Source organism: Leyella stercorea (assembly GCF_021531655.1).
Genome location: NZ_JADYUF010000015.1, coordinates 13,855 through 33,910, shown reverse-complemented (window position 1 = coordinate 33,910; position 20,056 = coordinate 13,855). Strand labels below are relative to the sequence as shown.

Below are 20,056 nucleotides of genomic sequence, written 5' to 3'. Positions count from 1 at the left end.
GATTTTGTTGCGTTGTCAATGCAATAATGCAAATATAGTGTAAAAATAAAAAATACGCAAACGTTTGAGTCCTTAATTACCGTATTGAACTCAAATATTTGCGTATTTGTTGCTTTTATGTTTTAAAGTGGAGATTGTTTTTTTAGAAGATTCCCCACTTCTTCTTGCGCTTTGGAGCCTCGTGCGAATTGAGCGAAGGACGTGCATTGCGTATCACGTCATTCCATGTCATATTGTTGTGCACCATTTGGTAAATCAATCCCCAGTCGGGCAGTCCACCAAGGTTGCGATCGTCGATAAACAGATCTGCTTTCAGCTTGCGCGAGAAATGATTGTTGTTGGTCATTGTCTCTTCCGGATAGTCGCGGTTGACGGCATAAAATTCAATGCCACGTTCGCGACACCAGTTGACAGCTTCGTCCAAAAGCTTACCCTCACGTACGCTCCACAATATCACTTTATGGCGTTCGGCAATGAGCATACGAATCGTTTCGGTAGCGAAAGGAATCTCCTCGCCAATCGCAGGATATTTATGTTCGACAATAGTACCGTCGAAGTCTAATGCAATTACCATATATATATAATGTATGTACTTATTATATAATGTCTATTTTTGTTATGCTTTTATTGACTTGTCGTTCTTGTTGCCATAGCCGCTGTTGCTGTAGTTGCCATAACTTCCGTACGATCCAAAGCTACCATAACCAACATTGCTACCACTATTGCCGTATTGTCCGTACTTGCCGTACTTGCCATAGCCGTAATAGTAGCCGTATTTCTTCTTCGACATGTCGATACCGTTGATAACGATAGACACCTTTGGCAGCTTATGATCTGAACTCAGGCCGTTGATGAGGTTGAAACTTGACTTTGGAGTGTAGTCGGCGCGACACATATATACTGTAAGGTCGGCAACACGGGCTATCTGCAATGTGTCAGTAACGAGTCCTACAGGAGCTGTATCGATAATCACGTAGTCGTATTTCTGCTTGAGTATGTCGAATATAGCGTCGAGCGACTTGCGTGTAACAAGCTCGGCTGGGTTTGGCGGGATTGGTCCTGCCATCAAGAGATCGAGGTTCTTGTTGACACCTGAAGGTATAATCTGGCTGTCAATGTCAGCTTCTGTAGGCTCAGACTTTACAAGCAGATTGGTAATACCATGTCGATAGTCGTTGATTTCGAACAGTTCGGCAAGTCGAGGCTTGCGTATGTCAAGACCAATAAGTATCACTTTCTTGTCTAGCAGAGCAAAGCTTACTGCCAGATTGGCTGCTGTGAACGTCTTGCCTTCGCCCGATGTGGTAGATGTGAACATCACGGTCTTCTTGCCTTCGGGCAACAGGAATTGGATATTACTACGCATTGAGCGGAATATTTCTTCCATAAGATTGTTCTCGTTCTCATGTATCACGATGTCGGCCTTTGTCTTTGCAGTGTCGCTTGCAATTGCAACGTCACCGATAATGGGCAGCGATGTGAGGCTTGCTACATCGTCGTGACCCTCTATCTTGTATCGGAAGAATTTGATGATGAACAATATTCCGACAGGAATAGCAAGTCCCAGAACAAGCGCAATGAGAAGGATTATAGCACCCTTGGGACTTATCTTGCCATTGTATTGCGGTTCGTCAATCAGTTTACCTTTATCGGCAGTGGCAGCAAGTGAGATCGAGTTCTCCTCACGTTTTTGCAATAACATAAGATACAGACCCGACTTTACCTCCTGCTGGCGACCTATCTGAGTAAGAATACGTTCCTGCTCAGGGGTAGAAGCAATCTGGCTTGCATAGGTGTTGAACTGCTGCTGAATGCTGTTACGCTGAATTTCGTTGTTGCGTTGAGCCTGACTCATAGCGCGACGAATGCTCGATGTCAGTTCGTCGAGTTGTGCTGTGAGCGGCAATACGGCTGGAGAAGTCTCGCTTGCACTACGCAACAGGCGGTTGCGCTGCATAACAATCTCATTGTATTTGTTGATGAGGTTGGCTGCAGTAGGGTCGGTTAAGCCTACATTAGAAGGTAGAGTCTGGTACTTGTTGGACGGTTCGTTCATGTACTCGGTGATGCTATACAGCAGTTCTATCTGTGTATTCATCTCTGCAAGTTTCTGATTGAAAGCGTCGGTATTGGCTACTGCCGATGTAGAATTAATCTTCGGGTCGACAATACGATAATGACGTTTGGTCGATTCGAGATTGCCTTCAGTCTGTCCAAGCTCGCTGTTAATCTTCTCCAGACGAGTATTGATGAACTGTTCGGTACGCAGAGCTATCTCGTTCTTGTCCTCATTGGCCTGACGGTTGTAGCATTCAGCCAACTGCTTAAGATAGTCGGTGGCACGTTTGGGCATTTCGTCATTCAATACAAGCTGTGCGATAGTAGTAGTCTTTGACGTCTGGCTTACCGAAAGACTCTTCGTATATTTCACTGCAGCCATAGTCGGCGACATGATACAAATCTTCAGAACCTTGCCTTCGGGCAGAGCTTTGGCTTCGGTGCGCTTGAGCGAGATGATGCCGACGCTTGTGTTGATGCTGAAAGGCAGACGGTCGGCAGTACGGTCGATAGTATATTTCACCGGCTTGGCGCTTTCGTCGTTGTCCGATATGTTCTTGTACTTGCCCGTAATGTGGTATCTGCCATCCTGATATTTGACTTCAAGGAATACTGGGAACTTGAGTTTCTCAAGATGTATAGGGTCAATATCTGCTCTTATCGGCTCATTACCATATATAATATTGTCCTTGATGCGTCCCTCTTTCTTATATGTGACATACAGTTTGAGGTCGCGACAAGTCTGTTCGGCAAGTCTTGCCGACTTGAGTATCTCCATCTCGTTGTCGATACCAGCCGAGTTGGTCATGATGCCGAGCGTGCTTGATGTCATCAATGCGCTCTTGCCCGAGCGTGAAGTTTGAGAGTCGTCGTCCTTGATAAGCAACTTTACGCTTGCCTGATATATAGGAGTGGCGTATCTCAGATAGCAGAACGCCAAGCCTAGACATACGATTACCGACAATACAAACCACTGCCAGTTGAGCACCAGTGTCTTGTATATGAGTTGCAGATTGATTGACGAAGACTCCTCTACGTCTTGTTGTGAATTGTGTTGTACAATGTGGTTATTCTCTTCCATTTCTTTGGATATATTATTTCTCTTTGAATTTTGTTTTAGAGGCACTACCTCTGTGCGGGATAATGTGTGGTTGTATGCTGCGGTTTAGCCTTCATCGGCGAGTCGCAGCAGGTATTTGCCATATTCGTTTTTGCTCATTGGCTCTGCTACTTCCTGGAGTCGTTGAGCTGTTATCCATCCTTTCTTGTATGCAATTTCTTCGAGGCAAGCTACCTTAAGGCCCTGACGCTTCTCAATGACTTCAATGAATGTGCTTGCTTCCGACAGACTGTCGTGTGTTCCGGTATCGAGCCATGCAAAACCGCGCTGCAGAGTCTTTACTTTCAGGTTGTCATGTTTCAGATATTCTTGATTTACTGTTGTGATTTCGAGCTCTCCTCGCTTGCTTGGCTTTATTGTTTTGGCAATGTTCACGACGCTGTTGGGGTAGAAATAGAGTCCAACAACAGCGTAATTGCTCTTCGGATGTTCGGGTTTTTCCTCGATACTGAGGCAATTGCCGTTGCTGTCAAACTCGGCAACGCCATAACGCTCAGGGTCGTTGACGTAATAACCGAATACAGTAGCGTTGCCATCCTTCTCGGCATTGAGCACACTCTCATGCAGAAGTTGTGAGAATCCGGCACCATAGAATATATTGTCGCCCAATACAAGGCATACAGAATCATCGCCAACAAACTCCTCGCCAATGATAAAAGCCTGAGCCAGACCGCCGGGATAGGGCTGTTCGGCATACTCAAAGTGTACGCCAAAGTCGCTGCCATCGCCCAGCAGGCGCTTGAACGACGGAAGATCGGCAGGAGTTGAAATGATAAGGATGTCCTTAATATCTGCAAGCATTAGCACTGATATAGGATAATATATCATCGGCTTGTCGAATATTGGTATAAGCTGCTTGCTTATGCCCTTGGTGATAGGGTAGAGGCGTGTACCCGATCCACCTGCTAAAACGATTCCTTTCATATGTGGGTGGTTTGGTTGTATTACTCTTTTTAATAACTAATGTGTTAAATGTGTACAAAGATACTACTTTTTGTTGGTTTACGATGTGTTTGTAGCTTTAAAAATATAATATGTAACTAAAAAGGGCAAATATTGTAGCATAGGGGGTGAAAAAACTTGTCTGTTTGATATTTTTTTGTAATTTTGCAAGAAATAATCATCAAAATATAAAGATAATCAAACATTATAAAATCAATTATGGGACTTTTTTCAAAGATTTTCGGAAAGAAAAACGACGATAAGAACACTGGTGGAATGGAAGATTATATGAACCTTGTTAGGGTTTACTTCCAGGCTACAATAGCTTCTAATGTTGGTATTACCAATCTTGCGGCTCTGCCCGACTTGCGAGTGTTTAAGACTACGCTACACATTCCTACTGTTAACAACAAGCTTGGAGTAGGGGAGAAGACCGCTTGTCGCAAGATGATGAAGGAGATATATGGCACTGACGACAGCTTCTTTAAGGAAATAGACCAGAGCGTACGCAAGAACTGCCGCAAACTGCAGGACGTGCAGGCTTATCTTGTACAGTTCCAGGGTTTCACACAGGACTTGATGATGCTTATGGGTAACCTTATGAAGTTCAAGCTGCGCCTGCCCTCGATTTTCAAGAGTGCTCTGTACAAGATGACCGAGAAGACTGTTGACGGAATATTCAACAAGAACGACTATTCAGACGCTGCCGTATTGAAGTCGGTATTGGCTGTGCGTCAATACAATCATCGTCTTGGATTCACCCAAAAGTGGACTACTGATTTTGTGTACCAAGTGGTGATGCTTGCCAAGAAAGAACCCAAGGCAGCAGAGGACGGTGCGCCTAAAAAATAATAATGGCAGAAATGTAGAAAACTGTCTATATTTTTGTGACATTCGCAAAAATAAACTAATTTTGTAATCAAAACGTAGCAAAATGGTAGCTGACTCCAACTCAATCAACCTTTTCACTACACGTGTCAGGCAGATGATACTTCAGTATGAAGAACTGAAGGAACGGAATACTGCTTTGCAGGCCACTATCGACAGCCAGGCTGCCAAAGTGGATGCGTTGGAGAAGCAGCTTGCACAACTGCGTGCAGACTACGATAGTCTTAAACTGGCACGTATGGTGACTATAACCGACGGCGATATGGAGACAGCGCAAAAGCGAATAGCACGCTTGATACGCCAAGTCGACAAGTGCATAACGCTGCTTGGCGAGAGCGACAAGTAACCATAGTCGGACCCAACTGGCGACTGTAAAGCGCCAATAGTAGCCGATGTGACAAATCATTGCAGAGCAATATGGCTGAAGACAAATCAGAGAAACTTAGGATAAGGCTGCATGTCTATGATACAGACATACCAGTCAACGTGCGTCCGGAGGACGAACCACTGTATCGCGATGCCGCAAGTCTTATCACAAATACGATAAATACGTATGCAGCGAGATATAAAGGACCCGTAAATATGAAAGAAATCTTTTATATGGCGCTCGTCGACATAGCCTTGCGCTATGAGATGGAGCTTTCGCGCAACGATACACAACCTTATCGTGACGTAATCTCACAATTGACTTCGGAAATAGAGGATGCTCTGAAGGCGTAAGCCTGAAGGGTAGGAGTTTTGCATACTTTGACTTAATCGGTAGACAGAACCTGCAAAATCTATATAACAAAAGAAATAACAAGAACATAATAAAGTAACAAGTAACTAAAGAATATGTTTGGTATATTAATCACAGCCTTAGTGGCACTCGTCGTAGTGGTTGCCGCAGGCTATGCTGTTTTCCGCTATATAAAGGGAAAATATAATGAAATGATAGCAGCCGCTACTAAGGAGGCTGAAGTTTTGAAAGAGAAAAAGCTCTTGGAGGTAAAGGAGAAGTTCCTCAACAAGAAGTCGGAACTTGAAAAGGAGGTGCAGCAGCGCAACCAGAAGATTCAGCAGAACGAGAACCGTCTGAAGCAGCGTGAGATTTCGCTCAATCAGCGACAGGAGGAACTTGGACGCCGTAAGCAGGAGGTTGAGCAGTGCCAGCAGCGCATTGACAACGAGAAGAAACTTCTGGCTATCAAGCAGGAGGAGCTTGACAAGATGCAGACCAAGGAGCGTGAGAAGCTTGAGGAACTCTCGGGGCTGAGCGCAGAGGAAGCCAAGAACCGTCTTGTAGAGAGTTTGAAGGACGAGGCTCGTACCGATGCCGCAAGCTACATCAACGAGATTATGGACGAGGCAAAGCTCAACGCCAATACACAGGCTAAGAAAATCGTCATACAGACAATCCAGCGTGTGGCTACTGAGACTGCAATTGAGAATTCAGTGAGCGTATTCCACATTGACAACGACGAAGTAAAGGGTCGTATCATTGGCCGTGAGGGACGTAACATCCGCGCTCTTGAGGCTGCCACCGGTGTGGAAATCGTAGTGGACGACACCCCTGAGGCTATCGTAATATCAGCCTTCGACCCGGTACGTCGTGAGGTTTGTCGCTTGGCTCTGCATCAGCTTGTAGCCGACGGACGTATTCATCCTGCACGTATCGAGGAAGTTGTGGCTAAGGTAAAGAAGCAGCTTGACAACGAAATAATCGAGACCGGTAAGCGTACAGCCATCGACCTTGGCATACACGGACTGCATCCCGAACTCATACGTATTGTCGGCAAGATGAAGTATCGTTCGTCTTACGGTCAGAATCTTCTGCAGCACGCACGCGAGACAGCCAATCTCTGTGCTGTTATGGCTGCTGAGCTTGGTCTTAATCCCAAGAAGGCGAAGCGAGCAGGCTTGTTGCACGATATAGGCAAGGTGCCTGACGAGGAGAGCGAATTGCCGCACGCACTCTATGGTGCCAAGATAGCTGAGAAGTATAAGGAGAAACCGGACATCTGCAATGCCATTGGTGCTCACCACGATGAAATGGAAATGAACACATTGTTGGCTCCTATCGTTCAGGTGTGCGATGCTATCTCTGGTGCACGACCCGGTGCACGTCGTGAAATCGTAGAGGCTTACATCAAGCGCCTTAACGATCTGGAGGCAATAGCAATGTCTTATCCTGGCGTGACAAAGACATATGCCATACAGGCTGGTCGTGAGTTGCGCGTAATTGTGGGTGCCGACAAGATGGACGATAAGGAAACAGAGAAGTTGTCGGGCGAGATTGCCAACAAGATACAGACCGAAATGACATATCCTGGTCAGGTAAAGATCACCGTAATACGCGAAACACGTTCGGTAGCTTACGCCAAGTAAATACTGAAAAACGAAGATATAGCGAAAGCCCCCAAGAAGTTTTATGCTTCTTGGGGGCTTTCGCTGTTTTGTATATATATAATGCTTGCTTGCATAGATATGATGCTTGATTGCTTATATAAATGCTTGTTTGCATAGATGTAATGCTTGTTTGCATATATATATAATAATGTGTATTTAGGGCGTTTTCCTTTCGTTTTTCAGAAGGAGTCCTTTTGGGTTGTAAAAGGACTCCTTTTGGAATGCAAAACGAATCCTTTTGGAATGCAAAAGGACCCCTTTTGGAATGTAAAAGGAGTCCTTCTGATAGTGTGGCAAATCTCGTTGTGAAATATATTGTGATATGACGCCTACAGCTATTCAATAATCGCTACTTGCTGACGATGTAGTTCATGACATTTGCAGGCGGTCGCTTGGCAGCCAGTTCGCCCTTCATAAACTCCATGTATGGGGCTATGTGCTTGAAGAACTTGTGATAGCCGGCACACAGATAGTTGAGTCCCGGATTGCCGTAGCGGTCGTTTATGAATCGGTTTTTGGGACATTCGCCGTGGCATGCGAACAGAACGTCGCACTCCTTGCATTGCTGCGGAAGCATCTCTTTCTTCATACGGGCAAACTCACGTTGCTTGGCTGAGTACATCATCTGCGTCACTGTGCTTTCGCGAAGATTGCCGAGGCGATGCTCGGGATAGACGAAGTGGTCGCATGAGTACACGTCACCATTGTATTCCATTACTCCAGCGTGTCCGCATTCGGCTGCCATTGTACACAGTCCTGGAGCAACGCCAACCCAATTGGCAAGTGCGCTGTCAAACAGCTGTATGAAATATTCGCCCACGTCGTGACGCACCCATTCGTCGAATATGGTGCAGAGGAATGTGCCCCACTGTTCGGCTGTAATGCTGAAGTCGGCCATTTGTCCTCCTTCGGTCATGCCCGGAGCGAGCTGTAGTCCGTCGGCACGGTCGTCGACTATGCGCTCCACGATAGGTGTGAACTGTATGAAGTGGCAGTTTATGTCCTTGAAGAAGTGGTAGAACTCAAGCGGATGCTCTACATTCAGGTTGTTGACAACGGCAAGAGCGTTCCATTCCACATTGTATTTATTGAGCATTCTTATGCCGCGCATCACCTGGTTCCATGTAGGCCTGCCAGTAGCTGTCTTGCGATAGGCGTCGTGAAACTCCTGTGGTCCGTCAATCGATACGCCTACAAGGAAGTTGTTGTCGTGGAAGAATTTGCACCATTCGTCGGTGAGCATAGTGGCATTGGTCTGTATGCAGTTGTCGATGCGTCGGCCTCCGGCATACTGTTGTTGCAGTCGCAGTGCCTTCTTGTAGAACGATATAGGACGCATCAGAGTTTCGCCACCGTGCCATGTGAACATCACTTCGGGCATGGTTTGCGCTTCGATATAGTCCTTTATGAACTTATCGAGCAGCTGGTCGCTCATTATATGCTTCTCGTTTTTGTCGTATAATTTGCTTTTTTCGAGGTAATAGCAGTACTTGCAACGTAGATTGCAAAGACTGCCCGCCGGTTTAGCCATAAGATATACCGGGCGGGCAAACGGGTTTATAGTTGGCATTTCTTGATTTTGTTATTTCGTTATTTCTCCGCAGAGGTTGCGGTTCATGAGTGTTCTTATCACATTGCAGTCGGTATAGTGTCCTTGCAGGAACATCAGTTTGGCAACGGCGCTCTCTACTGTCGAGTCGTAACCGGTCAAGATGCCGGCATCCTTGAGCTGGTAGCTTGCCTCGTATCGTCCCATCTTTACGCTTCCGGCTACGCATTGGCTGATGTTGACAACGGTCACGCCGCGTCGTGTGGCCTCCTTAAGGAGTTGTTGCAGCCAGGGCTTCTGAGGTGCGTTGCCGCTACCGAAGCTGCGCAGCACAATGCCTCGCAGTTCGGGAGCTTCAAGTACGTGTCGCACGATGTTCTGCTGTATGCCAGGAAACAGCGAGAATACCACTACGTTGGGGTCCATGGCGAAGTGTGGTGTCATCGGTTTGGTGAAGTCGCGTTTTAGGATGTAGTGCTTGTTGAAGCTGAACTCCACTCCTGCATCACAAAGATGGGGATAGTTGAACGAGTTGAATGCGTCGAATCCGTCGGCGTTCTGCTTTGTACATCTGTTGCCTCGAAGCAGTCGTCCGTTGAAGTAAATGCATACCTCTGGCACCATTGCATGTCCTTCTTCGTCTTTGATGCTTGCAAGTTCTATACTTGTGACGAGATTTTCCTTTCCGTCTGTGCGCAATTGTCCAATAGGCAATTGCGATCCGGTTAGGATTACGGGCTTGGTGAGGTTTTCGAGCATAAATGACAGGGCACTTGCTGTGTATGCCATGGTATCGGTGCCGTGCAATATGACGAATCCGTCATATTTGTTGTAGTTGTCGGCAATGATGCGTACGAGTTGGGCCCAGCGTCTCAGCGACATGTCCGACGAGTCGATAGGGGGTGTAAACTGGTAGGTGTCGATGTCAGTCTGAAGATAGGCAAACTCTGGCAGGTTTTCTATCAAGTGCTCGAAGTTAAGCGGTTCGAGAGCTCCCGTCATGGGATTGCGCCCCATACCAATCGTGCCGCCGGTGTATATCAGCAGCACTTTGTTTTGTCGAGAGTAGGCTTTGTCGTTGTTCATTTTATAAAAGTAGTGTTTGTACACGCAAAATTACTATAAATAAGTGACATTATGTCAAGTAAGTCAAAGTTTTTATGCTTAATCCAGGGTTTTATATTGTTAAAATGAAATTGTTTTAGGGGTGGCAAAATTATTTGTTGAAAACTTTGTGAGTGTCGGAAATAAGTAGTATTTTTGCAGAAGCAAATTAAATGCGGTTAGCAATACATTATAATATATATGAAGAAAATTATCTTTCCTATATTTTTGCTTGTGGTGGTTTTGTTGTTGAACGGTTGTTCGTCAGCAAAAAAAGTCGCTTATTTCCAGAATATTGATACTCTGAGTCTTGCCGCTTCGGCTGGTTTGTACGATGCACGTATTATGCCGAAGGACGAGCTTACGATAACCGTTGTCACGTCAGACCCTGAGGCAGCCCGTCCTTTCAATCTTTCGGTACAGAGCACACTCGGTGCCGGCGGCAATTTGAGCAGCGGTTCGGGCGCATTGCTTACTTATCTTGTAGACAATAGTGGCAATATCGACTTCCCTATTGTGGGTAAGCTGCATGTCGTAGGTATGACAAAGACAGAATGCGAGACGCTTATTGGTGAGAAGATAGCTCCCTATCTTTCAAGCGAGGAGCATCCCGTAGTGACAGTCAATATGTCGAGCTATCGCATTACGGTAGCAGGTGAGGTGACCACACCTAAGGTGGTGCCCGTTACAACACAGAAGATGAGCGTGCTTGAGGCTTTGGCGCAGGCAGGCGACCTTACCATTTACGGTCGTCGTGACAATGTATTGCTTATCCGTGAGACTGCTACCGGTCAGAAGGAAGTACATCGTCTGAACCTCAATGATGCCAATATTATCAACTCGCCGTACTATTATGTACAGCAGAACGACTACATATATGTAGAGCCCAATGGTGTGAAGTCAAAGAACTCAGCTATCGGCTCTTCAACGACTTTGTGGTTCTCATTCGTGAGCATCTTGACGTCGGTGGCTTCTTTGTTGGTTAATATTATCCGAAACTAAATACATTTGTTGAGCGTTGGGCTGTTTGCTTGACGCTTAATTTTTATACATATGCAATCTGTGTGTACGCACAGATGTCATAAGGATAATCAAATTTTCGATAAACATACGCTACTGCAACTTGTCACGTTACACAATGACGATACTGACAAATACTGCATAAGCACAGGATATAGAGTTATATTAAGTAAAGTTAAGAAACCGTGGAACCACTTAAACATGAGTGTGGCGTGGCAATGATCAGATTGCTCAAGCCACTTGAGTACTATCAACAGAAGTATGGTACTTGGATGTTCGGACTAAACAAGCTCTATCTGATGATGGAGAAGCAACACAACCGTGGCCAGGAGGGAGCCGGCATGGCATGTGTGAAGCTTGACGGACAACCTGGAACAGAATATATGTTCCGTGAACGCGCTGAGGGCAAGGATGCCATAACCGAGATTTTCGGACGTGTGCAGAAAGAGTTTGCCCGAATGTCGCCCGAACTGCTTGCCGATGCCGACTTTGCCAAGGAGCATCTGCCGTTTGCCGGCGAGCTGTATATGGGACATCTGCGCTATTCCACGACTGGAAAGAAAGGACTTTCGTATGTCCATCCTTTCCTGCGTCGCAACAACTGGCAGGCAAAGAACCTGTGCATCTGCGGCAACTTCAATATGACTAATATCGACGAGATATTCCAGGAGATGCTGACGCGAGGCATGTTCCCGCGTATTTACAGCGATGGATATACGCTGCTCGAACTGATGGGTCACCGACTCGACCGCGAGGCTGAACGCAACTATGTGGAAGCTAAGGCAAAGGGACTCGAGGGAATGGAACTGACACATTATATAGATGAGCATATGGACATGGCCAACGTGCTGCGCACATCAATGCCCGACTTCGATGGTGGCTATGTGATGTGCGGACTGACGGGTTCGGGCGAGATGTTCTCAATGCGCGACCCGTGGGGCATTCGTCCTGCGTTCTACTATGCCAATGATGAGTTTGTTGCAGTGGCATCTGAGCGTCCTGTTCTACAGACGACATTCGACCTTGAATGTGAGGATATACAGGAGCTGCAACCAGGATATGCGCTGCTTGTAAGCCGCCAGGGTGAGACGCGTATGGAGCAGATACTGCAGCAGCGAGGCGACTCTGCCTGCTCATTCGAGCGCATATACTTCAGCCGTGGTTCTGACAGAGACATCTATCGTGAGCGCAAACGCCTTGGCGAACAGCTTGTGCCAAAGATACTTGATGCAGTTGACGGAGATGTCGACCACACCGTGTTCTCGTTCATACCGAACACAGCCGAGGTGGCATATTACGGTATGCTGTCCGGATTCAAGAAATATAGCAATGAGCTGAAGGTGAAGCGCATCCAACAGCTCGACCATAAGCCTACCGATGAGGAACTGCATGCAATACTAGATACATACGTGCGTTCGGAGAAGGTGGCTATAAAGGACATCAAGCTGCGCACGTTCATCACCGAGGGCAACTCGCGCAATGACCTTGCATCGCATGTCTACGACATCACTTACGGCTGCATCGAGCCTTACGTCGACAACCTCGTCGTGATAGACGACTCTATAGTGCGTGGCACAACACTCAAGGAGAGCATCCTGCGAATACTCGACCGCCTGCATCCGAAGAAGATAGTTATCGTGTCGTCGGCTCCGCAGATACGCTATCCCGACTATTACGGCATCGATATGCCGCGTCTGGAGGAGTTCTGCGTGTTCCGTGCAACGATAGAACTGATAAAGGAGCGTGGCATGCAAGACCTGCTGAAACGTGTATACGAGTCGTGCAAGCTCGAACTGCTCAAGCCAAAAGAGCTGATGCGCAACTGTGTGCGTGACGTATACAAGCCGTTCACTATCGACGAGATAAACAACAAGATTGTTGAGATGCTTCGTCCGGAGGAGCTGGAGACACCAGTTGAACTCGTATATCAGTCAATCGACGGTCTGCATGAGGCGATACCAGACCATAAGGGCGACTGGTATTTCACGGGCAAGTATCCGACACCGGGTGGCACAAAGCTATGCATACAGGCTTTCGTCAACTATATGGAGAAGCAGATGTAATGGGAAATACGGGCTGATAGCCATGTTTCCATAACGCGCCCTGAAAGGGCAAAAGTAAAATACAACAACACTTTTGCGCTTTCAGGGCGTCTGTGCGCGATAAAGTGGGGGAGGCAGGTAACCTTCGCTACAATAATGAAATTGTGAAACAATAAGAACAATAACGAGAAAATATAACTATGAGAAATGTAACTTTAGTATTGGAAGACGGAACCAAGTTCCATGGTAAGTCATTTGGTTATGAGGCACCTGTGGCTGGAGAGGTCGTTTTCAACACGGCGATGATGGGTTATCCTGAGTCGCTGACCGACCCTTCTTATGCAGGACAGCTCATGACTCTGACATATCCGCTTGTAGGTAACTATGGCGTGCCTCCTTTCTCAATCGAGGAGAACGGACTGCCCACGTTCATGGAGAGTGACAAAATCTACGCTTCGGCTATCATCGTTGCTGATTATAGTGAGGAGTACAGTCACTGGAATGCCGTTGAGAGCCTTGCCGAGTGGCTCAAGCGCGAGCACGTGCCCGGCATTACAGGCATTGACACTCGTGAGCTGACCAAGGTGTTACGTGAGCATGGTGTGATGATGGGCAAGATCATCTTCGACGATGAGCCCGATAACATCCCGACAGCCGAGTATGCTGGAGTTAACTTTGTCGACAAGGTGAGCTGCAAGGAGATTGTACGCTACAACGAGGGTGCTGGCAAGAAGGTTGTTCTCGTAGACTGTGGCGTTAAGGCCAACATTATACGTTGTCTTATCAAACGCGGTTGTGAGGTTATCCGTGTGCCTTGGAACTACGACTATACCGACATGGAATTTGACGGACTCTTCCTTGCCAACGGTCCTGGCGACCCTGACATGTGCGAGGATGCCGTTAAGATTATCCAGAAGCAGATGAGCCTTTCCGACAAGCCTATCTGTGGTATCTGTATGGGCAACCAACTGCTTGCTAAGGCTGCAGGTGCTCATATCTATAAGCTCAAGTACGGTCATCGTTCGCACAACCAGCCGGTACGCTTGGTTGGTACAGAGAAGTGCTTCGTGACATCACAGAACCACGGTTATGCTGTTGATGCAAAGACACTTGGTGCTGACTGGGAGGAATTGTTCGTAAACATGAACGACGGTTCTAACGAAGGTATCCGCCACAAGTCAAAGCCTTGGTTCTCAAGCCAGTTCCACCCGGAGGCATGCTCAGGTCCGGTAGACACCGAGTTCATGTTCGACAAGTTTGTGGAGGCATTGGGCTAAGTGAAGAGTGAAGAACGAAAAGTGAAAAATCCAAATGTTTAAGTTTCGTGTTTATGGCATAGCCAAATAAACATTAAACATTAATCATTAAACATTAGAATAAATGAAAGACGAAAATATAAAGAAAGTATTGTTGCTCGGTTCGGGTGCCTTGAAGATTGGCGAAGCGGGCGAGTTCGACTATTCTGGCTCACAGGCTCTGAAGGCTCTGCGTGAGGAGGGTGTGAAGACAGTGCTCATCAACCCTAACATCGCAACTGTGCAGACATCAGAGGGTGTTGCCGACCAGATATATTTCCTTCCCGTCCAGCCTCACTTTGTTGAGGAGGTTATCAAGAAGGAGCGTCCCGATGGCATCCTGCTCTCGTTCGGTGGACAGACTGCTCTAAACTGTGGTGTTGAGCTTTACCGCCAGGGCATTCTCGAGAAGTACAACGTGAAGGTGCTTGGTACTCCTGTTCAGGCTATCATGGACACTGAGGATCGTGAGCTCTTCGTTCAGAAGCTCGACGAGATTAATGTCAAGACTATCAAGAGCGAGGCTTGCGAGACAATGGAGCAGACCCGTAAGGCTGCTGCTGAGCTTGGCTATCCGGTTATTATACGTGCTGCTTACGCTCTTGGTGGACTCGGTTCTGGTTTCGCTGACAATGAGGAGGAACTCGACAAACTTGCCGAGAAGGCATTCTCATTCTCTCCGCAGGTGTTGGTAGAGAAGAGTTTGAAGGGATGGAAGGAGATTGAGTATGAGGTAGTGCGCGACCGCTACGACAACTGTATCACCGTATGTAACATGGAGAACTTCGACCCTCTGGGTATCCACACCGGCGAGTCAATCGTTATTGCTCCTTCACAGACTCTTACCAATTCAGAGTATCACAAGCTTCGTGCCCTTGCCATCAAGATTATCCGTCACATCGGCATCGTAGGTGAGTGTAACGTGCAGTATGCTTTTGACCCACAGTCAGAGGATTATCGTGTTATTGAGGTTAACGCTCGCTTGAGCCGTTCGTCAGCTCTTGCTTCTAAAGCTACCGGTTATCCTCTCGCCTTCGTTGCTGCTAAGCTCGGTATGGGCTACGGTTTGTTCGAGTTGAAGAACTCTGTAACCAAGACCACATCAGCATTCTTTGAGCCTGCGCTCGACTATGTAGTCTGCAAGATTCCACGTTGGGACCTTTCTAAGTTCCGTGGTGTAGACAAGGAGTTGGGTTCTTCAATGAAGTCGGTTGGTGAGGTTATGGCTATCGGCCGCAATTTTGAGGAAGCTATCCAGAAGGGTCTGCGTATGATAGGCCAGGGCATGCATGGTTTCGTTGAGAACAAGGAACTTGAGATTGAAGATATTGACGCAGCTTTGCGCGAGCCTACCGACAAGCGTGTGTTTGTCATCTCTAAGGCTATGCACAAGGGTTATACAGTCGACCAGATTCACGACCTTACCAAGATTGACAAGTGGTTCCTTGAGAAGTTGCAGCACATCATCGACATCGATGAGGCTATGAAGAAGTGCAACATCAACACACTCGACAAGGAACTTCTCCGCACAGCTAAGGTATACGGTTTCACCGACTTCCAGATAGCACGTGCCGTAGGACTTGAGGACGAGCTTAAGTCAATGCGTAAGGCATCGCTTGTAGTTCGCTCACGTCGTAAGAACTATGGCATCCTGCCTGTTGTAAAGCAGATCGACACACTTGCTGCCGAGTATCCTGCACAGACCAACTATCTGTATGTGACATACGCTGGCGTGAAGAGCGACATCACATTCGAGAACGACAAGCGTTCTATCATCGTTCTCGGTTCGGGTGCTTATCGTATCGGTTCTTCAGTAGAGTTCGACTGGTGTGGTGTTCAGGCTCTTAACACAATCCGCAAGGAGGGCTATCGCTCGGTTATGATCAACTATAACCCAGAGACCGTGTCTACCGACTATGACATGTGCGATCGTCTCTACTTCGACGAACTTACATTCGAGCGTGTAATGGATATCATAGACCTGGAGACACCTTATGGCGTTATCGTTTCTACCGGTGGTCAGATTCCTAACAACCTTGCTATGCTTCTCGATGAGCAGCACGTGCCAATCCTCGGTACCAAGGCTCAGGATATTGACAACGCTGAGGACCGTGCCAAGTTCTCGCAGATGCTTACCAACAATGGCATCAATCAGCCAGAGTGGAGCGCACTTACAAGCATGGAGGACATCGACCGCTTCATCGAGCGTGTAGGATTCCCGGTACTTGTGCGTCCGTCGTACGTACTCTCAGGTGCTGCCATGAACGTTTGTTCTAACGAGGACGAGCTGAAGCGATTCCTCCAGTTGGCTGCCAACGTTAGCGAGGACCACCCAGTAGTAGTGAGCAAGTTCATCGAGCATGCCAAGGAGATTGAGATGGATGCCGTTGCCAAGAATGGTGAGGTTATCGCATACGCTATCTCTGAGCACATCGAGTTTGCCGGTGTACACTCAGGTGACGCTACAATCCAGTTCCCACCGCAGAAGCTCTATGTTGAGACCGTACGCCGTTGTAAGCGTGTAGGCCGTCAGATTGCCAAGGAGCTTCACATCAACGGTCCGTTCAACATCCAGTTCATGGCACGCGACAACGATATCCTCGTTATCGAGTGTAACCTCCGTGCATCACGTTCGTTCCCGTTCGTAAGCAAGGTTCTGAAGATAAACTTTATCGAGCTTGCAACTCGTGTAATGCTTGGTCTGCCGGTAGAGAAGCCGAGCAAGAACCTCTTCGACCTCGACTATGTCGGTATCAAGGCATCGCAGTTCTCATTCAACCGTCTGCAGAAGGCCGACCCAGTGCTTGGTGTAGACATGAGTTCTACTGGTGAGGTAGGTTGCTTGGGCGACGACACCAACACAGCATTGCTTAAGAGTATGCTCTCTGTAGGCCATCGCATCCCGAAGAAGAACATCCTTCTCTCTACAGGTGGTGCAAAGCAGAAAGTTGCCATGCTCGATGCTGCCAAGATGCTCCTTGAGAACGGCTACAACCTCTACGCTACTGGCGGTACAAGCAAGTTCCTCACTGAGAACGGCATAAAGAACACGCTCGTACTTTGGCCTTCAGAGGAGGGTGACGAGCCTAAGGCTCTCGACCTGTTGCACAACCACACTATCGACATGGTGGTCAACATACCGAAGAACCTTACAAGCTCAGAGCTCAGCAACGGCTACAAGATTCGTCGTGCCGCTATTGACCTCAACGTGCCTCTTATCACCAATGCTCGTCTTGCAAGTGCGTTCATCTACGCTTTCTGCACAACGAAGCTTGAGGATATCGACATCAAGGCTTGGGGTGAGTACTAATATTCGAGTCGAAAATTAAGAATTGAGAGTTGAGGGTTATGAAATCCTAACTCTCAATAACATAAAAACGACAATAGAGACAATGACAGACAACCGCTATAGAGTTGTCCACATTGTCTCTATTGTCGTTTTTTTTATAGCTTAATACTACTTGTACATGTATATTGACTTTGACTGATTTTATGATGATGTAACCTACGCCCAATCGAAATTATCCTTTCCAGCACCAATCTCGAAGTGCAGTCTGGCTATGCCTATATCCATCTTGGTATATCCCACCATTGAGAAGCCTCGATTGGCAAGAATCTTTGGTTTCTCTCTTGTACCTTGCTCGTTAGGCAACAGCGTGAAAGAAAACTTCTGTTGATTGATGGCAGTAGGAGCCAGGAGTGCAGCTTCCACACCATTGCGAAACCATTCGGGCGAGTCATTACAGATGTTGCTCACTTCTTCGGCTTTCTTAATCTTATGGCTTACACCTTGTGTAGCTCCATATCCCAAGGCAATCATACACGTTAGTTTCTCGTCATCGCCCACTATGTAAGCCTCATTCACCTTACGATAACTCAGTCCTGCCCAACAAGTATTTAGCCCGAGCGTTTGTGCCAGCAGTACAAGCTGTTCTCCGTAATAGCCCACACGCTCGTCAAGGTCGTCAGCCTTCTTGCCAACCATAACCAGATAATTCTCCACGCCCGAAAACTTGCCATACGAGAAGATGCCCGTAAATGCCTTTGTCTCATTAGTAACAAGCTGAATGTGCAGTCCGCCCTCAGCGTTGCACTCCTCAATCTTCTTCTGTAACGTCTCAATGATGTCTGCCGACAGCGGCTTATGAACGTACCTGCGCACACTATGTCGTTGCTTTATAGCTTCAAGTAATGTCATAATCATATATATATTAATGTTTATTTGTGCTCAAAGATACACATTTTTTTCTTTATGAAAGATATCAGAGGAATATTTGTACACAGGTAAATTCACTGCAACCAATACAATATTTGCATTTATGACCGCTCAAAACTGTGATCTGAACGCACAAAGAAATCTTTGGCTCAGAATTCTTTAGTTTTGCGCGGTTTTTGTTATGTTGCTTGTATACAGCGAGTTATAGCGATTGTGAAGCTATGGCGCAGATTTCAGTTACAAAAAAGAGGTCCTTTTGATATAAAAAGGACCTCTTTTGCTATACATTTGGGCTACATTTACAAAGCAAATGTACTCCTATTGCCATGCAAAAGGACAACTTTTGCAAGGTAAAGAAGCCCCAAATGACGAGTTGGAATGTCTTCGTAGCTCCAAAAAACTATAAAACCTACCTTTGAAATCTCTAGAATCGATTTTTCATTTGTAACAGATTTTTACCGCTTGTACGATATTTGTAAGAAAGAATTCCTCTATAATACATTGTATGGTTGCTTTAACTTTAGAATCGTTAGGAGAATTCTTATTGTTGTCATTAAGAATGCCGAATTCGTATGCTTTTTCTTCCTCCCAGATATTATTGTTTTCTACAAATTCTATTCGATACTGAACACCATAATCTGTTAAGAATTTATATGAACCATTATCTATTATCCATCCAGACTTTGTAAGGAGAATGAAAATTGAAGTGAGTTAAGTTAAAGGCATTGTATTATAGACTTATAACACACCCTCTTCTTGTTCAGTAGCAAACGCCTGCATATAATTTATCTATTGGGAATATCAAATCCCAATTCTTTCCCCAAACGATATTGCCAAACTCTATCTTGAACTTTTTGAATTTGTTTTCATTCAAGTAAGAGTTGTATTGCGGATGTGGATGTTTTCTGATAAAAGCACCAACATCTACCGTCTTAATGATGCCATCATTGAAGTGCAATTCCACTTTTAATGGCGCCACATATTTTGCAGAAACAATACTTAAGTTCATAATTTCTTTGTTATTTTAGTTGAACGTATTCTTTTCTTATAAATAAAGAAGTTTACCCATTTATCAACTATATTCTTATAGTACTTCTTAACAAAGGCCTCAGCAGTAGCTGCATCCTTTTCACTTAATGGTGGAATCTTGTTAGAAGTTCTTCTGTGAATATCAACAAGTTCGCCATTCTCTAACATTATCTCGAATATAGCTTCATGTCCATCCTTCATAACATGAACATGTATAGGTTCATGTTCATTCGAATAGAATAGAAAGATAAATCCGAAGTATTCAAATATCTTTGGCATTGCAACCTCCTTTTTTAATCAGTCTCGCTTACAAAGCTAAGCTTTTATTTTGAAAGCGCAAAGAAAACAGAAGAAAAGTTTTGGTAAATATTGTGGTAGCTTTTGAAGAGTAAGGGTCTATACGCC

The 20,056-nt window shown here is 46.2% G+C and carries 16 protein-coding genes; 8 read left to right on the top strand and 8 right to left on the bottom strand.

All coding sequences use genetic code 11. From position 1 onward, the window contains the following. Positions 1–142: 142 nt before the first annotated feature. The 3 genes from I6E49_RS06035 to rfbA form a co-directional block, all read right to left on the bottom strand. On the bottom strand, positions 143–574 hold the full coding sequence (locus tag I6E49_RS06035) for a BT0820 family HAD-type phosphatase (protein WP_235401033.1): 432 nt from the start codon (positions 572–574) through the stop codon (positions 143–145). 42 nt (positions 575–616) lie between these two features. Beyond that, entirely contained in the window at positions 617–3,139 is a 2,523-nt protein-coding gene (locus tag I6E49_RS06030; protein ID WP_235401031.1) for a GumC family protein, read from the bottom strand. Positions 3,140–3,223: 84 nt separating this feature from the next. Further along, positions 3,224–4,102 (bottom strand): glucose-1-phosphate thymidylyltransferase RfbA, encoded by an 879-nt coding sequence (gene rfbA, locus I6E49_RS06025; protein ID WP_235401029.1) that lies wholly within the window; start codon positions 4,100–4,102, stop codon positions 3,224–3,226. Between the two features lie 237 nt (positions 4,103–4,339). Here rfbA and I6E49_RS06020 point away from each other — a divergent pair, with 237 nt between their 5' ends. From I6E49_RS06020 to rny, 4 genes are all read left to right on the top strand, one after another. Then, positions 4,340–4,972: a hypothetical protein gene (locus tag I6E49_RS06020; RefSeq protein WP_235401028.1), complete on the top strand. Its 633-nt coding sequence runs from the start codon at positions 4,340–4,342 to the stop codon at positions 4,970–4,972. An 82-nt stretch (positions 4,973–5,054) separates the two neighbouring features. Further along, positions 5,055–5,354, top strand: a complete 300-nt coding sequence (locus tag I6E49_RS06015) for a hypothetical protein (protein WP_235401027.1) — start codon at positions 5,055–5,057, stop codon at positions 5,352–5,354. A gap of 71 nt (positions 5,355–5,425) precedes the next feature. Next, the gene (gene zapA, locus I6E49_RS06010) at positions 5,426–5,728 is read left to right on the top strand and encodes a cell division protein ZapA (protein ID WP_235401026.1); all 303 of its coding nucleotides are present in this window, start codon (positions 5,426–5,428) and stop codon (positions 5,726–5,728) included. Between the two features lie 114 nt (positions 5,729–5,842). Next, entirely contained in the window at positions 5,843–7,375 is a 1,533-nt protein-coding gene (gene rny / locus I6E49_RS06005) for a ribonuclease Y (protein WP_235401025.1), read from the top strand. Between the two features lie 370 nt (positions 7,376–7,745). On the opposite strand, the gene I6E49_RS06000 is transcribed toward rny, so the two are convergent. Together I6E49_RS06000 and I6E49_RS05995 are read right to left on the bottom strand one after the other, a co-directional pair. Next, on the bottom strand, positions 7,746–8,966 hold the full coding sequence (locus tag I6E49_RS06000) for an anaerobic sulfatase-maturation protein (RefSeq protein WP_235401024.1): 1,221 nt from the start codon (positions 8,964–8,966) through the stop codon (positions 7,746–7,748). A gap of 12 nt (positions 8,967–8,978) precedes the next feature. Then, the gene (locus I6E49_RS05995; RefSeq protein WP_235401023.1) at positions 8,979–10,031 is read right to left on the bottom strand and encodes an asparaginase; all 1,053 of its coding nucleotides are present in this window, start codon (positions 10,029–10,031) and stop codon (positions 8,979–8,981) included. A gap of 219 nt (positions 10,032–10,250) precedes the next feature. Between I6E49_RS05995 and I6E49_RS05990 the strand changes: the two genes are divergently transcribed. The 4 genes from I6E49_RS05990 (at position 10,251) to carB (ending at position 17,716) form a co-directional block, all read left to right on the top strand. Further along, positions 10,251–11,051: a polysaccharide biosynthesis/export family protein gene (locus tag I6E49_RS05990; protein WP_235401022.1), complete on the top strand. Its 801-nt coding sequence runs from the start codon at positions 10,251–10,253 to the stop codon at positions 11,049–11,051. A 203-nt stretch (positions 11,052–11,254) separates the two neighbouring features. Beyond that, positions 11,255–13,132 carry an amidophosphoribosyltransferase gene (locus I6E49_RS05985; protein ID WP_235401021.1) on the top strand — a complete coding sequence of 626 codons (1,878 nt, stop codon included), beginning with the start codon at positions 11,255–11,257 and terminating at the stop codon, positions 13,130–13,132. A gap of 179 nt (positions 13,133–13,311) precedes the next feature. After that, positions 13,312–14,388: a glutamine-hydrolyzing carbamoyl-phosphate synthase small subunit gene (carA, locus tag I6E49_RS05980; protein ID WP_235401020.1), complete on the top strand. Its 1,077-nt coding sequence runs from the start codon at positions 13,312–13,314 to the stop codon at positions 14,386–14,388. 103 nt (positions 14,389–14,491) lie between these two features. Then, a complete protein-coding gene (gene carB, locus I6E49_RS05975; protein WP_235401019.1) occupies positions 14,492–17,716 on the top strand; it encodes a carbamoyl-phosphate synthase (glutamine-hydrolyzing) large subunit in 3,225 nt (1,074 codons plus the stop codon). Between the two features lie 195 nt (positions 17,717–17,911). On the opposite strand, the gene I6E49_RS05970 is transcribed toward carB, so the two are convergent. The 3 genes from I6E49_RS05970 to I6E49_RS05960 form a co-directional block, all read right to left on the bottom strand. Then, a complete protein-coding gene (locus tag I6E49_RS05970; protein WP_235401018.1) occupies positions 17,912–18,604 on the bottom strand; it encodes a nitroreductase family protein in 693 nt (230 codons plus the stop codon). A gap of 778 nt (positions 18,605–19,382) precedes the next feature. Next, complete coding sequence (locus I6E49_RS05965) at positions 19,383–19,631, bottom strand: DUF2442 domain-containing protein (RefSeq protein ID WP_235401016.1); 249 nt, start codon at positions 19,629–19,631, stop codon at positions 19,383–19,385. Further along, the gene (locus I6E49_RS05960) at positions 19,628–19,930 is read right to left on the bottom strand and encodes a DUF4160 domain-containing protein (protein ID WP_235401014.1); all 303 of its coding nucleotides are present in this window, start codon (positions 19,928–19,930) and stop codon (positions 19,628–19,630) included. The genes I6E49_RS05965 and I6E49_RS05960 overlap by 4 nt, the downstream gene beginning before the upstream one ends. Positions 19,931–20,056: the final 126 nt, after the last annotated feature.

Excerpts from the sequence above, each read along its gene's own strand:
- I6E49_RS06035 (WP_235401033.1), bottom strand. The coding sequence starts at position 574 with ATGGTAATTGCATTAGACTTCGACGGTACTATTGTCGAACATAAATAT.
- I6E49_RS06030 (WP_235401031.1), bottom strand. The coding sequence starts at position 3,139 with ATGGAAGAGAATAACCACATTGTACAACACAATTCACAACAAGACGTA.
- rfbA (WP_235401029.1), bottom strand. The coding sequence starts at position 4,102 with ATGAAAGGAATCGTTTTAGCAGGTGGATCGGGTACACGCCTCTACCCT.
- I6E49_RS06020 (WP_235401028.1), top strand. The coding sequence starts at position 4,340 with ATGGGACTTTTTTCAAAGATTTTCGGAAAGAAAAACGACGATAAGAAC.
- I6E49_RS06015 (WP_235401027.1), top strand. The coding sequence starts at position 5,055 with ATGGTAGCTGACTCCAACTCAATCAACCTTTTCACTACACGTGTCAGG.
- zapA (WP_235401026.1), top strand. The coding sequence starts at position 5,426 with ATGGCTGAAGACAAATCAGAGAAACTTAGGATAAGGCTGCATGTCTAT.
- rny (WP_235401025.1), top strand. The coding sequence starts at position 5,843 with ATGTTTGGTATATTAATCACAGCCTTAGTGGCACTCGTCGTAGTGGTT.
- I6E49_RS06000 (WP_235401024.1), bottom strand. The coding sequence starts at position 8,966 with ATGCCAACTATAAACCCGTTTGCCCGCCCGGTATATCTTATGGCTAAA.
- I6E49_RS05995 (WP_235401023.1), bottom strand. The coding sequence starts at position 10,031 with ATGAACAACGACAAAGCCTACTCTCGACAAAACAAAGTGCTGCTGATA.
- I6E49_RS05990 (WP_235401022.1), top strand. The coding sequence starts at position 10,251 with ATGAAGAAAATTATCTTTCCTATATTTTTGCTTGTGGTGGTTTTGTTG.
- carA (WP_235401020.1), top strand. The coding sequence starts at position 13,312 with ATGAGAAATGTAACTTTAGTATTGGAAGACGGAACCAAGTTCCATGGT.
- carB (WP_235401019.1), top strand. The coding sequence starts at position 14,492 with ATGAAAGACGAAAATATAAAGAAAGTATTGTTGCTCGGTTCGGGTGCC.
- I6E49_RS05970 (WP_235401018.1), bottom strand. The coding sequence starts at position 18,604 with ATGACATTACTTGAAGCTATAAAGCAACGACATAGTGTGCGCAGGTAC.
- I6E49_RS05965 (WP_235401016.1), bottom strand. The coding sequence starts at position 19,631 with ATGAACTTAAGTATTGTTTCTGCAAAATATGTGGCGCCATTAAAAGTG.
- I6E49_RS05960 (WP_235401014.1), bottom strand. The coding sequence starts at position 19,930 with ATGCCAAAGATATTTGAATACTTCGGATTTATCTTTCTATTCTATTCG.